The organism is Arthrobacter sp. MYb213 (genome assembly GCF_002979915.1).
GTDB lineage: Bacteria > Actinomycetota > Actinomycetes > Actinomycetales > Micrococcaceae > Glutamicibacter.
Genome location: NZ_PCQA01000002.1, coordinates 505,283 through 519,482, shown reverse-complemented (window position 1 = coordinate 519,482; position 14,200 = coordinate 505,283). Strand labels below are relative to the sequence as shown.

At 54.8% G+C, this 14,200-nt stretch carries 13 protein-coding genes and 1 tRNA gene; 5 read left to right on the top strand and 9 right to left on the bottom strand.

The features are described 5' to 3' along the window. Window positions 1–29: 29 nt before the first annotated feature. The 6 genes from CQ011_RS06800 to CQ011_RS06775 form a co-directional block, all read right to left on the bottom strand. Window positions 30–800 carry an amino acid ABC transporter ATP-binding protein gene (locus tag CQ011_RS06800; RefSeq protein WP_105675835.1) on the bottom strand — a complete coding sequence of 257 codons (771 nt, stop codon included), beginning with the start codon at window positions 798–800 and terminating at the stop codon, window positions 30–32. Beyond that, entirely contained in the window at window positions 790–1,452 is a 663-nt protein-coding gene (locus CQ011_RS06795) for an amino acid ABC transporter permease (RefSeq protein WP_096255525.1), read from the bottom strand. Before CQ011_RS06795 ends, CQ011_RS06800 begins: the two co-directional genes overlap by 11 nt. A gap of 89 nt (window positions 1,453–1,541) precedes the next feature. Continuing rightward, complete coding sequence (locus tag CQ011_RS06790) at window positions 1,542–2,348, bottom strand: amino acid ABC transporter substrate-binding protein (protein ID WP_105675833.1); 807 nt, start codon at window positions 2,346–2,348, stop codon at window positions 1,542–1,544. Between the two features lie 157 nt (window positions 2,349–2,505). After that, window positions 2,506–3,435: an AEC family transporter gene (locus tag CQ011_RS06785; protein WP_096255521.1), complete on the bottom strand. Its 930-nt coding sequence runs from the start codon at window positions 3,433–3,435 to the stop codon at window positions 2,506–2,508. 85 nt (window positions 3,436–3,520) lie between these two features. Beyond that, a tRNA-Gly gene (locus CQ011_RS06780) sits at window positions 3,521–3,591 on the bottom strand. 105 nt (window positions 3,592–3,696) lie between these two features. Next, window positions 3,697–4,182: an SseB family protein gene (locus CQ011_RS06775; RefSeq protein WP_170947805.1), complete on the bottom strand. Its 486-nt coding sequence runs from the start codon at window positions 4,180–4,182 to the stop codon at window positions 3,697–3,699. Window positions 4,183–4,293: 111 nt separating this feature from the next. Here CQ011_RS06775 and CQ011_RS06770 point away from each other — a divergent pair, with 111 nt between their 5' ends. Continuing rightward, window positions 4,294–6,000 carry a fumarate hydratase gene (locus CQ011_RS06770; protein WP_096255518.1) on the top strand — a complete coding sequence of 569 codons (1,707 nt, stop codon included), beginning with the start codon at window positions 4,294–4,296 and terminating at the stop codon, window positions 5,998–6,000. Between the two features lie 83 nt (window positions 6,001–6,083). On the opposite strand, the gene CQ011_RS06765 is transcribed toward CQ011_RS06770, so the two are convergent. Next, window positions 6,084–6,962 carry a M15 family metallopeptidase gene (locus CQ011_RS06765; RefSeq protein WP_096255516.1) on the bottom strand — a complete coding sequence of 293 codons (879 nt, stop codon included), beginning with the start codon at window positions 6,960–6,962 and terminating at the stop codon, window positions 6,084–6,086. A gap of 245 nt (window positions 6,963–7,207) precedes the next feature. On the opposite strand from CQ011_RS06765, the gene CQ011_RS06760 reads away from it, so the two are divergent. Together CQ011_RS06760 and dcd are read left to right on the top strand one after the other, a co-directional pair. Next, window positions 7,208–7,696, top strand: a complete 489-nt coding sequence (locus tag CQ011_RS06760; RefSeq protein WP_105675831.1) for a hypothetical protein — start codon at window positions 7,208–7,210, stop codon at window positions 7,694–7,696. Between the two features lie 101 nt (window positions 7,697–7,797). After that, window positions 7,798–8,379, top strand: a complete 582-nt coding sequence (dcd, locus tag CQ011_RS06755; protein ID WP_096255512.1) for a dCTP deaminase — start codon at window positions 7,798–7,800, stop codon at window positions 8,377–8,379. A gap of 69 nt (window positions 8,380–8,448) precedes the next feature. Here dcd and CQ011_RS06750 read toward each other — a convergent pair whose 3' ends face one another. Together CQ011_RS06750 and CQ011_RS06745 are read right to left on the bottom strand one after the other, a co-directional pair. After that, the gene (locus CQ011_RS06750; protein ID WP_096255510.1) at window positions 8,449–9,174 is read right to left on the bottom strand and encodes a VIT1/CCC1 transporter family protein; all 726 of its coding nucleotides are present in this window, start codon (window positions 9,172–9,174) and stop codon (window positions 8,449–8,451) included. A gap of 63 nt (window positions 9,175–9,237) precedes the next feature. Further along, the gene (locus CQ011_RS06745) at window positions 9,238–10,566 is read right to left on the bottom strand and encodes an MFS transporter (protein ID WP_105675829.1); all 1,329 of its coding nucleotides are present in this window, start codon (window positions 10,564–10,566) and stop codon (window positions 9,238–9,240) included. A gap of 211 nt (window positions 10,567–10,777) precedes the next feature. On the opposite strand from CQ011_RS06745, the gene CQ011_RS06740 reads away from it, so the two are divergent. After that, window positions 10,778–13,753, top strand: coding sequence for a Na+/H+ antiporter subunit A (locus CQ011_RS06740; protein ID WP_105675827.1), 2,976 nt, complete (start codon window positions 10,778–10,780; stop codon window positions 13,751–13,753). Continuing rightward, complete coding sequence (locus tag CQ011_RS06735; protein ID WP_096255505.1) at window positions 13,750–14,199, top strand: Na(+)/H(+) antiporter subunit C; 450 nt, start codon at window positions 13,750–13,752, stop codon at window positions 14,197–14,199. The genes CQ011_RS06740 and CQ011_RS06735 overlap by 4 nt, the downstream gene beginning before the upstream one ends. Window position 14,200: the final 1 nt, after the last annotated feature.

Below are 14,200 nucleotides of genomic sequence, written 5' to 3'. Positions count from 1 at the left end.
AAACGGCACGTAAAAAGTTTGTGGCTGATTTAGAAAGGGTGCAGTAACCGCTGCACGAAGGCCTTGGTCCGTTCATGGGTCGGGTTGCCAAGCACCTGAGCCGCAGGCCCACGCTCAACAACTACTCCATCGTCCATGAACACCACCGTATCGGCTACATCGCGGGCGAATGCGAGCTCGTGGGTTACCAGTACCATCGACCAACCTTCTTGGGCGAGCTCTTTAATGACGCTGAGCACCTCACCTACTAGCTCTGGATCCAGTGCGCTGGTCGGCTCATCAAAGAGCAAAAGGTCTGGCTGGAGCATCAGCGCCCGCACAATGCCTACGCGCTGTTGCTGTCCACCTGAAAGCGAGGAGGGGTAGTCGCTCGACTTTTGTTCAAGGCCAACGCGTTCAAGAAGTTCATTCGCGCGCGACATAACTTCCTCGCGCGGCCTGCGTTGCACCTGCAACGGGCCAATAGTCACGTTTTGTAGCACCGTCAGGTGAGGGAACAAGTGATGTCCTTGGAACACCATCGCCGAGCGGTCCCGCAGGACCTGAGCTTTCTTAGCTGGTAGCCCAGGCTGAAAGGTGACCTCGGGTCCGCCGGCAAAAGAAACGACTCCACTATCGGGAGATTCCAAACCGTTCAGGCAACGCAACGCGGTAGTTTTTCCCGAGCCGGAGGGGCCAATCAACGCGAGAACTTCGCCGGACTGGACACTAAAATCTATGCCACGCAGCACCTTGTTAGTGCCGAATGACTTATGCAGATCGGTGACGTTGAGCAAGGGGGTCAGAGCCTTAGGCGACATACTTTTCAAGCCTGCTTTCCATACGGTCTTGAACTGCGGAGAGAACCAAACAGATCACCCAGTAAATGGCCGCCGCTTCCATATAGAGCAACATAAATTCGTAGGTGGTGGCCGCGATTTCCTGGGCACGCCGGAACATCTCTGTTACGAGAATCATCGAGGCCAGTGAGGTGTCTTTGACCAATGAAATAAAAGTGTTGGACAACGGCGGAATAGCTACACGAGCCGCCTGCGGCAAGATTAGCTTGTAGAGCGTCCGAGTCTTGGACATGCCAATGGTATAGCCAGCTTCCCATTGCCCTCCGGGCACGGAAAGAATCGCAGCACGAATAATTTCTGCGGCGTAACCACCCACGTTGAGTGTGAAAGCGATGATGGCCGAAGGCCATGGGTCAATGGTGACCCCCAACGAAGGCAGCCCGTAGAAGATCACGAACAGCTGTACTAACAGTGGGGTGCCGCGAATGATCGAAATATAGCCGCGGGCAATGCCTGAAACTACTTTATTCGCGCTGATCCGCATCAACGCGACCATCAGCGCCACTGCAAGGCCTAAGACAAAGCTGATTATTGCCAGCGGAATCGTGGCTGTCAGCGCGCCACTGACCATGGGCCACAACGAGTCCAAAGCTAGCTGCCAAAGTGAATCCATTTATTCTCTTCCCGTCCTTTGCAACGGACACTGGCCCCAAAGGGGATCCTTGGGGCCAGTTTACGCGTCGAAGTGTTGAAGGAGGTCAGCTACTTGGTGATGTCTTCACCAAAGTACTTTTCCGAAATCTTTGTCAGCGTGCCATCGGCAGAAAGTTCATCCAGCGCGCCATTGATCGCGTCGCGAAGTTCTGGCTGATCTTTCTTCAGCGCCACCACGGTCTCAGTCTTTTCTTCTGATTCCGCAGCAATCTTGATGCCGTCATCCGGGTTAGTGTTCTGCGAGTCCAGGTAGGTCAATTTGTCGTTGATGGTCGCATCCACACGTCCCTGCTTCAATAGTGTGACCGCCTGTGCCCAGCCCTCTACTGCCTGGATCTTCGCACCGGCAGCTTTAGCGTCATCATGGAAGCTACTGGTCAACGACTGAGCGGTGGTTTTTCCTTTGAGTGAGTCGAAGGAGGTGATATCTGTGTTGTCGCTCTTGGTGACGATGACTCCGCTGGAGTAGTTATATGGCTTAGAAAGTAGGTACTTTTCTTCGCGCTCAGGGGTCACGCTGACCTGATTGGCAATCACATCAAATCGGCCAGCTTCTAGACCGGCAAAGATGCCGTCCCACTGAGTTTCCTGAAATTCGACCTTGACCCCAAGCTGTTCGCCAACAGCCTCAATGACCTCGACATCAAAGCCGGTGAGCTTATCTGCCTCATGGTAAGAGAATGGTCGGTAGGTACCCTCGGTGCCAACGGTCAGGACACCGCTGGATTCCACGTGCTGCAGGAGATTCTCATCGGTGGCGCCGGAGGCGTCGGAACCGGTGGTTGATGAGCCACACGCACTCAGTGCCAGTGCGAGTACTGCAGTGATTGCAAGGAGTGGAGCTGTGCGCTTCATGATGGCCTAACTATTTGAGGTGAGGAGGTGATCTATACCTTGATCAACTGTGCTTAGCGACGCGGTATTCCGTAAGATTCCCGTGAATACCCCAACGAAGCAACTGACGTGTCATATAACTTCTTTTGCGCATTCTCAGCTACTGACCTGATCTTGGCTAAATTCCAAGCAGTAAAGCCAGTAACACCATCATTGGTATGGCACAGATAGTGGTGATTAACACCGTATCTTTCGCAACGGTCACACCACGTTCATAACGTTGGGCGGTGATGAAAATATTCTGCGCGGTAGGTAACCCGGCCATGATCACCGCGGCAACGAGCATCCCACCGGTGAGTCCAAAAAGATAGGCTGCGGCAAGCCAAGCGATCAATGGTTGGATGAATAATTTAGCGGCTGAACCGACCAACACATCGGCTCGGCGCCCGGACTTCTTGTCCAGAGGTTTGGAACCAACTAAGGAAATGCCAAAGGCCATCAGCATGGCGGGAATTGACGCACCTGAAATGAGTTCAATGGGTGCTAAGACGAGTTCCGGAACCTTAAAACCAGTCAACGCCACCACCAGCCCTAATAGCGAGCCGATGATCATGGGGTTCTTGGCCGTGGCAACCAGCAGCGCAATTGGTGTGGTGCGGTGAGTACTGGTGGTGGCGTCGAGCAACGCAAGATTAATCGGCTGATAGATCGCCAATTGAAAGAGGATGATGGGTGCCGCATGGGACATATCACCCAGTACATACAGGGCAATAGGCAAACCAAGGTTTGCGGAGTTCACCGTCGAAGCGGACATCGCCGCGACGATCCGTTCGGCTGGCTCGCGGCGCAACCACTTGTAGGTCGCCAAATGGTAGATCACCGCCGTGAGTCCGGCAGAAATAGCCGCCACCCACATCAGCGGACCAAGAACTGCGACGGGATCTGATTCGGCCAGAGTGACAAATAGCAGCGCTGGGCTGGCGACAAAAAACGTCAACCGGCTGAGTACGTGGCGGCCTTGCTCACCGAGCACCCCGGTGCGACCGACCAGATAGCCCACTAAAATCACTATCCAGATAATCGAGAATCCTGACAGTACTCCGGTCATTCGGACTCCTCGGGTCAACAAATCTGGGGTGATGCCAATGCAAAACGTCGGGACACCCTGGGGTGTCCCGACGTATCTAAATGCGAGCGGGCGACGGGAATCGAACCCGCGTATCGAGCTTGGGAAGCTAGCGCTCTACCATTGAGCTACGCCCGCAATGCACCGAGCGGCCTATTGACGGCCCGGGCAAAACCCAGCTTATCCTACGAAAAGGTCAGGTCAGAAATCCGCATTCGGTGATGACAAAATCAGACTTCGAGCTTACTCGGAGCGTTTTTGCTTCAGCAGTTCTTCCTTCAGAATTGCCACGCCATCGGCTGGAACCTCAAAACTCAGTTCATCTCCCGGATTCACCACAAAACCGGTGCCTTCTAAGGCACGCACAATGGTGGCACCCTGAACCTTCACACCATAGGGTGCCATATCGATGTACGTGCCAGGGATACGATCCAAGCCGGTGAATAAAGCCACCATTGCTGCGCCCTGTGGATTGGTCAGCAGCATTGGTTGAGCATTTTTGTTTTCTTCGGTCACTTCTTCCCGCGAAAGGAAGTACACCTCGGCGGTCATGAAAGCACTGATTACCGAACCGGAGAGCTCAGGTTTGTTAAGCCCGGCCTGCAGCATCATTTCAAAGTGAGTTTTGGCCCGGGCCCGTTCCTGGTCCATTGGTGTTTCGACAACCATATTTGGACGTTCGTCGGGGTTGTTTCCGTCCAGTGGGGTATTGCTGTTTTCGGAGCTCATGTAGACAAGCATGTCGCGCAAAACCCGCAGGTGCAAACACCGAATGAGGTTTTTTGGCACAAAGGCCTAAAATAGATGAAGAGCAATCATCTTCATTTCCAAGGACTGAGCATGCCTGAATTTCGTTATGAAGATCTTCTGCCGATTGGCGAGGATCAAACCCCATACCGCATGATTTCCTCCGAAGGCGTCGACGTAGTCGCCGGACCGGACGGTAAAAATTTCCTGCAGGTAGCACCCGAAGCACTGGAGCAGCTGGCCGAAACGGCACTGCACGATATTAATCATTACCTGCGTCCGGCTCACTTACAGCAGCTGCGCAACATCCTTGATGATGACGAGGCCAGCCCGAACGACAAGTTCGTGGCGTTGGACCTGCTGAAGAATGCAAACATTGCTGCCGGTGGCATCCTGCCAATGTGCCAGGACACCGGAACCGCAATTGTCATGGGTAAGCGTGGCCAGCGTGTGCTGACCGAAGAGCAGGACGAGATTTCGCTTTCCCGCGGCATCTACAACGCGTACACGCGTTTGAACCTGCGTTACTCGCAGCTTGCCCCGATCACCACCTGGGAAGAAAAAGCGACAGGTAATAACCTGCCAGCCCAGATTGATCTGTATGCCGATACCAAGCCTGGCCACGATACGGACTATAAGTTCCTGTTTATGGCCAAGGGTGGCGGATCTGCCAACAAGTCATTCCTCTACCAGGAAACCAAAGCAATCTTGAATGAGAACGCCATGCTGACGTTCCTCGATGAGAAGCTGCGTTCCCTAGGTACCGCTGCCTGCCCGCCGTACCACCTGTCCATCGTGATCGGTGGCACCAGCGCCGAAATGGCGTTGAAGACCGCCAAATACGGTTCGGCAAAATACTTGGATTCGTTGCCTACAGAAGGCGCGATGACCGGTCGTGGTTTCCGCGACACCGACCTGGAAGAAAAGGTCCTAGAACTGACCCGTCACTTCGGTATCGGTGCCCAGTTCGGTGGTAAGTACTTCTGCCACGACGTGCGCGTTGTGCGTTTGCCTCGACATGGTGCCTCCCTGCCAGTGGCTATCGCGGTTTCCTGCTCGGCGGACCGTCAGATGATGGCCAAGATTACCGCCGATGGCCTCTTCGTTGAACAGCTGGAAACCGATCCGGCACGCTTCATGCCAGATGAAAATCACCCGGCGCTGGCCGCCCACGATGACGAGACCTCCGGTGTCTCGGGCACCGGCGGTTCGTCGGTAGTGAAGATCGACTTGAACAAGCCAATGGCTGAGATTCTGGCTGAGCTTTCTAAGTTCCCAGTTAAGACTCGTCTTTCGCTGACCGGCCCACTGGTGGTGGCCCGCGATATCGCCCACTCCAAGATCAAGGAACGTTTGGACGCTGGCGAAGAAATGCCACAGTATTTGAAGGACCACCCGGTCTACTATGCAGGTCCGGCGAAGACCCCTGAGGGAATGCCTTCGGGTTCCTTCGGTCCAACCACTGCTGGTCGTATGGACTCCTACGTGGATCAGTTCCAGGCCGCTGGCGGTTCGATGGTCATGCTGGCCAAGGGTAACCGCTCCGGACAGGTGACTGCCGCCTGTAATAACCATGGTGGCTTCTACCTTGGTTCTATCGGCGGACCGGCCGCCCGTCTGGCCCAGGACTGCATCAAAAAGGTTGAGGTCCTCGAATACGAGGAACTTGGCATGGAAGCAATCTGGCGCATTGAGGTCGAAGACTTCCCAGCATTCATCGTCGTAGATGATAAGGGTAATGACTTCTTTGCCGAGACAATGAAGCCAACCTTCACCGGCATTCCGGTCCGCGCTAAGTAGCACGCACCACGGAGGTTAAACACTGCGGGATCCAGTTCAGTTGAACTGGATCCCGCAGTGTTTAAGACTTAGCGAAACTTGAACTATTCCTGAGTGAAGCCAAAGCCCCAGTCCCGGTATGGGGGAAGGAAACGCAACACGAGCAAATCATCGTCGTTAACCTGATTCGTTTCGTCTGCGGACTTCTTTTCGTCCTTCTTCGGTTCATCTGCTGGCTTTGATTCTTCTTCGACGGTCACCGAATTTTCTACGGTTTGAGCATCGTCTTTGGCGCTGTCTTGTTTTGCGTCGCGTAGCATCTGATGATATTCCTCAAAGGTTTCAGCCTTTGATTGTTTCATCGCCGCCGCATGATCCTTGCCGACATAGCGCACATGCCAAGGCTCATACTTATACCCGGTAATTTCTTCTTTACCTTGCGGGTAGCGAATGATCAGACCGTAGTCTGCGGCGTGCTCAGCCACCCAGATACCGGCCTTGGTCTGACCGAAGGATTCCTTCAGATCTGTGGAACTACCAATGCTGCCTACATCCGCGGCGAGACCTAGTTGGTGTTCGCTGGTGCCCGGGCGAGCAGAAATGCGTTCGGCGTAGGTTGTACCGTACTTAGCCTGGTACTGATTGAACAGCACCGCTTGGCGACCGTAAGAGCGGTAAGCACTCAACAACTTCAGGCTATGGCCCGCATTGCGGGCTCCGGCCATGAGATCTTCCACTGCTTCGGCTGCTTTAGGGCGTAGCTTATTGGAGGTGCCAGCAACATTTACCAACTTTTTCGGTGTGTAGTCGGCTGGAGAGAGCTGAGTTTGAGGGTTAATCAGCGCAAGATAACTTGCGGCGTCACTAAATTCCTCTGCCTGAACCACTGGAAGAGGCTTGGGAGCTGCCTGCGCCGCGACACTTCCAGAGAGCACAACAACACCTGCCAACAGGGCACTGGTGAGGGTTGAAGCCAAACGCATAAACGTACTTTCTGTTGTGTTCGAGCAGGCAAGACACAGGTCTCTACTCCACGATAGCCCGAAAACCTGCGCGGTCTATGAGAATTTGAGCAGAAGCACATGTTTTTTACGCTTGTGGACGCGCCATTCTCTGAAGAGCCCCACTACCAAATATCGGGGGTAACATCGAATGGCGGACTCTGTGCTGTAGCTTGCGTCCCACAGCATCACCCAACCACCAAGCAAGGACCGAGAATCACTTGACTATGAAGGAACTGAAGTCCGACGGGTTTACCGGTTTTCGGCCCATCAAGACCTTAGAAATTAACCGGGTCCCGAATCGCCAAGGGCTCTTTGTCATCATGCGTCCGACAGACTTCACCCCGAAATTTCTGACGAAAAGCACGGCAGGAGTCTTCAAGAAGAAAGACCCTTCGTTGCCTGTCGCAGACTTGAGCGAACGTTGGGTGGACTCGGCACAGATCCTGTACCTGGGCAAAGCCGGACCGGGAAGCCAAGGTAATCGTGGGCTTCGAATTCAGCTCAAGGAAATCATTGATTTTGGTGCCGGCAAGCCGCCTGGCCATTGGGATAGCCGTTTGGTGTGGCAGCTAGGCGGAGTGGGGAAACTGATCATCGCGTGGAAAGAGCTCCCAGCTGAAGAGCTGAACGCGGCACTATCCGAGTATCAGGCTCGCTTTATTGAAGAACACGGTCAGCTTCCTTACGCGAATCTGGTTCAAAGCCGACGTTAAAGCGTAGAAAACGGGCCGAAGTTCAGCTTTGGCGACATTTGAACACTTCTTTTTACGTCCAGACTGCGACTTCCGGTACCGAACAAGATAACTTTAGATACGTGTTGTATTCAGATGGTGACATTCGTCGAGAAATTGCGTCCGGTGAAATTGGCTTAGCCCCTTTTGACCCTGAGATGGTGCAGCCCGCATCCGTAGATGTGCGCTTAGACCGATTCTTCAGGCTCTTTGATAATCACAAGTACGCTCATATCGATCCGGAGCAGGATCAAAATGAGCTGACCCGCCTGGTTGAGGTGGCTGCGGATGAACCCTTCATCTTGCACCCGGGGGAGTTTGTCCTAGGTTCTACCTACGAGGCGGTGAGCCTGGGCAACGGAGTCGCTGCTCGGCTCGAAGGCAAGAGTTCGTTAGGTCGGCTCGGTCTGCTGACCCACTCGACCGCCGGCTTCATTGACCCGGGATTCTCCGGACACGTCACCCTTGAACTCTCAAATATGGCCACCTTGCCAATCAAGCTGTGGCCTGGTTCAAAAATTGGTCAGCTTTGTTTCTTCAAGCTCACCTCGGACACCGAGCACCCTTATGGTTCTGGCCCTTACGGTAACCGTTATCAAGGTCAGCGTGGCCCGACTGCTTCACGCAGCCACTTGAATTTCCACCGGACGAACATCGCCGACTAAGTTCGAACAATATTGCTCAAAACCGTGGTTGCTCCTTTATCTCCTGGGGCACACCACGGTTTTTTGTTTTTAGTGCATCAAGGAACTGTCGCCCAGCCAGGAACCAATAGCAAAGGTCACTACCAGCGCGGCGGCTCCACCGATGAGTACCCTGAGCGTTGGACGTAACAGCGGTGCGCCTCCCAGTTTGGCACCCAACGCACCGGTCACCGCCAGCGCAAGCAACACGGCAACAAAGGTCACGGGTATTTTCAGTGGGCCGGGCAAAAATACCGCGGTGACGAAGGGCAAAATTGCGCCGGTAAGGAATGCGATTGCCGAGGCGAAGGCCGCATGCCACGGGCTGAGCACCTCGTCCGGGTCGAGATTTAGCTCAGCATCCAAATGGGCGCGCAACGCATTATGCTCGGTCAGTTCTTGGGCAACTTGTGACGCGGTCTCGGGCTTCAACCCTTTAGCTTGATATAGACCGGTCAGTTCTTCGAGCTCCGCTTCGGGAGTATCGCGTAGCTCTGCCCGCTCTTTTTCGATCAGCGCTCGCTGGGAATCTGCGGCGCTAGCTACCGAAACATATTCCCCCAAGGCCATTGATATTGCTCCACCAATGACCGCGGCGGCACCAGCGGTGATGATCGGTGCATTGGCGGTCGTGGCACTGGCGACACCGACCACCACTGCAGCCACCGAGACGATGCCATCATTTGCACCTAAAACCCCGGCGCGTAGCCAGTTAAGTCTTTCGGCGACATTCCGATCATGCGGCTCGACACCGTGCACAGGTTCTTCTTGTTTCATAAGCCACAGTCAATCATTAGGAAACCCAACATTGCTAGTCAGTGACGGATCATGAGAGAACTTTTAGTTGTCTGATGTTTTGCGTGGCGATTGAATCGGCAAGAGCAGGAACAACCCAATCAATAGCACCACCAAGATGCCTAGAATTCCGTAGCGCTGCGCTTCTCCACTTGCCACGAAAGGCGTAGCCAGGGCGATGGCTAGACCAAAAAGCAGCGGGGCTAGGAAGGAGACCGCACGTCCGGTGGTTGCGTACAGGCCAAAAAGTTCACCTTCACGGCCAGGCGGAATCATCCGCGACAGGTAAGAACGTGAGGCGGATTGTGCCGGTCCAACAAAGAGCGTGAGCAACAGGCCGAAAATCCAGAATCCTCTGGCTTCGGGGGAGAAGAACACTCCAGCGCCGGCAACCAACAAGCCGATCAATGAGCCGGTAATAACCGCTTTGGGGCCAATTACATCATCGAGTCGGCCTCCAAGCACGGCACCGAGTGCGGCGACCATATTGCCAACAATCGCGAAGATGATGACCTCGGTCAAGGTAAAACCGAAAGTTCCTGAAGCGATCACGCCGCCGAAGGTAAATATTGCACTGAGCCCATCACGAAAGACCGCGGAGGAGCCGAGGAAAAACAATAGATTGCGGTCTTCTCGCCAGAGTCCCACGATTCGTCCCCACAGGACCTTGTAGGACTGTGAGAGGGGAATCTTGGTGGATAGCGTTGAAGCGGACTCGGGAATAACGAAGAACAAGGGCAGAGCGAAGATCAAACACCATGCGGCGCTGAAGACGGCGACCCAGCGCAGGTTCAGTGAATCGGTGGTATTTGCTCCGGGCCAGTCAATGATGGGTTGCACAAACCCAAAGAGCACCAAGGCCAGCGCAAGAATTCCACCAACGTACCCCATGCCCCAGCCGAATCCGGAGACCTTACCAACGGTGGCCCGGGTCGAAATTTGATTGAGTACCGCGTTGTAGTTGACCCCGGCGAACTCCGAGAATAGTGAAAGCGCGGCAATAATTGCGACACCAAAGATCAGGAAGCTTGGGTCAGGGTAGACAAAAAATCCGGCGGCACACACCACCACGAGCAAGAAGGTGTTGACCATAATCCAGAGTTTGCGGCGTCCCGCAGCGTCGGCGCGCAGCCCGGTCACCGGCACCAGCAAAGCGATCAGCAAACCAGCCAGTGACAAAGCCATAGAGAGCACCAGCGAGGAATGGTCGGTGTCGCCGAAAAGTTCACTGGTCAAATACACGGTGAACACGAACGTGATCATCACCGCGTTGATTGCTGCCTGGCCCCAGTCCCAACTGGCCCAAGCCCACGTGTATTTATTGAGCCACTTGTCACCCGGTTGTATTACCGCCGGTTCAATTTTCGTTCCCATGTGGGCATCGTACAGGTTTGTGGTGATCAGTAAATGAATTTACTGGCGGATATTCCGCTCTCGGAATTCATTCCGGTGTTCTCCCTTGGCACAAAAGCTTCGCATACCCCTCGACAGTGCATAAAATCCCGCTCTGGGCTGATAAAATTGCGTAGCGGGCATTTTTTGTTCGTCGGACTCTGGCCCCTTGTTCAGTCGACAGAGGAGACGTGTGTTAGTAATTCTCATTGCACTCTTTGCTACGGCAGTGTTGTGTCCAATACTGTTTAGAGCATTAAAAAGAAATGCTTTTTATGTTGTAGCAATAGTTCCTGCAGCGGGATTTATTTGGTTGCTCACCCGCATTCCTGCGGTACTCGCAGCTGATCCGACACTTTCCTCCGGTGCTCCCAACGCGCCACCTTCACTGAGCATCGACTGGATTCCTGGCCTGAATATCGGGCTGAACTTCCGCTTGGACGCCTTAGCCGCCAGTCTCTTGCTACTGATCCTGGGTGTCGGCGCGCTCGTACTGATCTACTGTGGCCGCTACTTCAAAAATGATGACCCACAAATCGGTGGATTTGCCGCCAAAATGGTGGCCTTTGCCGGTGCCATGACCGGGCTGGTGACTGCAGATGACGTCATCATCATGTTTATCTTCTGGGAAATCACCTCGGTACTTTCCTACTTGCTGATTGGTTTTAGTCAGCATCTGATCACCGCGCGCCGCTCGGCCATGAATGCGCTGATCGTCACCACCTTCGGTGGCTTGGCAATGCTTGGTGGTTTGTTGATGATCGGCGTTCAGACCGGGAGTTACCGGCTCTCGGAATGGATCGCCCAATCGGACCAACTGGTGGCCAGCGGCATGTTTGTCGACGTGGCCATCGCCCTGATTTTGATTGGCGCGATCTCCAAATCCGCACTGGTTCCATTTCACTTCTGGCTGCCCGGCGCGATGGCGGCGCCCACCCCGGTCTCCGCCTACCTCCACGCTGCAGCCATGGTGAAGGCCGGCGTTTACCTGATTGCCCGGTTAGCTCCGGGCTTCTCCGACACCACCTTCTGGGTTCCTATCACCGTCGGTATCGGTGTGCTGACGATGCTGATCGGCGGCTTCCGGGCACTGAAACAATATGACTTGAAGCTGATCCTCGCCTTCGGTACCGTCTCCCAGCTTGGTTTCATCATTGCCATCTTTGGATTTGGTACCGCCGAAGCGGCCTTCGCAGCGCTTGCCCTCACGCTGGCTCACGGACTGTTTAAAGCCACCCTGTTCCTCACCGTGGGCATCATTGACCACAACACCGGTACTCGTGACATCCGTAAGCTTTCGGGTCTGCGTCGCAGCATGCCCGGCTTGGCGCTGATCGCCACTATCGCCGTCGCATCTATGGCTGGTATTCCGCCGCTCTTTGGCTTTGTATCCAAGGAGGCGGTGTACGAAGCTGCCTTGCATTTGGAGACCGGGTGGGGAATCTTTGCGCTGATTGGCTTGGTCCTCGGCGCGGCACTGACCATGGCGTACTCCCTGCGCTTCTTGGTTGGCGCGTTTGGCGTGAAGAAAAAAATTGCGGGCCTGACAACTACTAAACGTCCGTCGCTGATCTTCCTCAGCCCGCTGCTGGTGCTTAGCTTATGCACCCTAACTCTTGGCCTTTACCCGGCACTGATTGAACCACTGGTAGCACATTGGTCGCTCTTACAAGGTGGACCGGGCGACATGCATTTGAAGCTGTTTGCCGGGTTTAACTCGGCACTGGGTTTGAGTGCGATCTCGGTGAGCATCGGTATCTTGTTCTTCTGGTTGCGTAAGCGCACCGATACCGGCGCACCGCTACGCCGCAATATGATTTCTGCCGAAGAAATTTACCGTGTAAGCATCAACGTCATTGACCGCGTTGCGATTTGGATTACCGGCCGTACCCAGCGTGGTTCCTTGTCCTTCTACCTGGGCGTGATCTTGATGGTTGTGCTCATCTTGCCACTGTCCATCGCCTTGACGGTCGAAACACCGTGGCCGACAAATTGGGTTATCGCTGACCACCCGGCACAGCTGGTGATCGGTGCGATTATCATCGTCGGTTGTGTGACCGCCATCGTGGCACCAAAACGTTTCATGGCAGTGCTGATGGTCTCGGTGACCGGTTACGGCATGGTCGCGATCTTCGCACTGCAAGGTGCCCCGGATCTGGCCCTGACCCAGCTTTTGGTTGAAACTATTGTGTTGGTTTCCTTCGTGCTGGCGTTGCGTGCACTGCCTAAACGACTCTGGGTCGGGCTGAGCACAATCAAGTGGGGCCGTGCAGTACTGGCCATCGCGCTGGCGCTGATGGTGGTGTACATCGCGATCGCGATGATGGCCGCACGTAGCGAAGCACCAATTTCACTGTCCTTCCCGGAACTTGCCTACTACGAAGGCTTCGGCAAGAACATCGTGAACGTGACGCTGGTTGATATTCGCGTCTGGGATACCTTCGGAGAAATCACGGTGCTTGCCGCCGCAGCTACCGGTGTAGCCTCGCTGGTCTTTGCCGGGCGCGGCTTTGGCACTCGGCTACGCGCCCATGAAGTGGCCCCGGGAAGTATCGACCGCGGTTCCGAAGCGATGGGAGACCAGAACAGCAAGGAAGTTGGGTTGCGGGTGGCACGCCGTTTTGCGACCTCCAGCAACCAAGACTGGCTGATGGCCGGTAATACCTTGGTCGCCGAACGCCGTTCCATTATTTTTGAAGTTGTCACCCGACTGGTCTTCCACACCGTGTTGTTGCTCAGTGTGTATGCCTTGCTCTCCGGACACAACACCCCTGGTGGTGGCTTCGCAGGCGGATTGATCGCCGGACTGGCCTTGACCATCCGCTACCTAGCCGGCGGACGCGTGGAACTTTCAGAATCAATGCGTATTGCCCCGGGCATGCTTATCGGTGGTGGCCTAGCCCTAGCCGGTATCGCCGGGCTGGTGCCGGTGCTCTTTGGCGACGCGATCTTCACCATGTATGCCTGGGAGCTCTGGTTGCCAATCTTTGGCGAACATAAGTTCGTCACCTCAACAATTTTCGATATTGGAGTGTATTTGGTGGTCCTTGGTCTCGTACAGGACGTCTTACGCTCGCTGGGTAGCGAAATCGACGAGCTGTCCGAAGGACGCTCGCCGGTGGAACAACACGATGTCAGCCACTCCGCAACCTTGGGGGTGGGACGATGAGCGTCAACATTACCTTCTTGGTAATCACCGGGGTGCTGCTGGCTGCCGGGTTCTATCTGGTGCTTGAACGCACCCTGACCCGGGTGCTGTTGGGCATTATGCTGTTGGGCAACGGGGTGAACCTGCTGATCTTGACCACCGGAGGGCGGCGCGGTGTTGCGCCGCTGTTCGACTCAAGCAGGGATCCGAGCGAATATTCTGACCCGCTGCCGCAGGCACTGATCCTCACCGCGATCGTCATTACCTTCGCGGTAACCGCATTCTTGCTCGCCATGATCTATCGTTCTTGGGCACTGACCAGTGCGGATATCGTGGCCGATGATACCGAAGATATTAAGGTTTCGCAGTCCACCGCATATGACGAAGAAGAAGATTCGCCGGTAGCCGAAGACACGACAGAATTCGTCGATGAAGAAGGCCGACCAATTCGAGAAGGGGAGGAGTAAA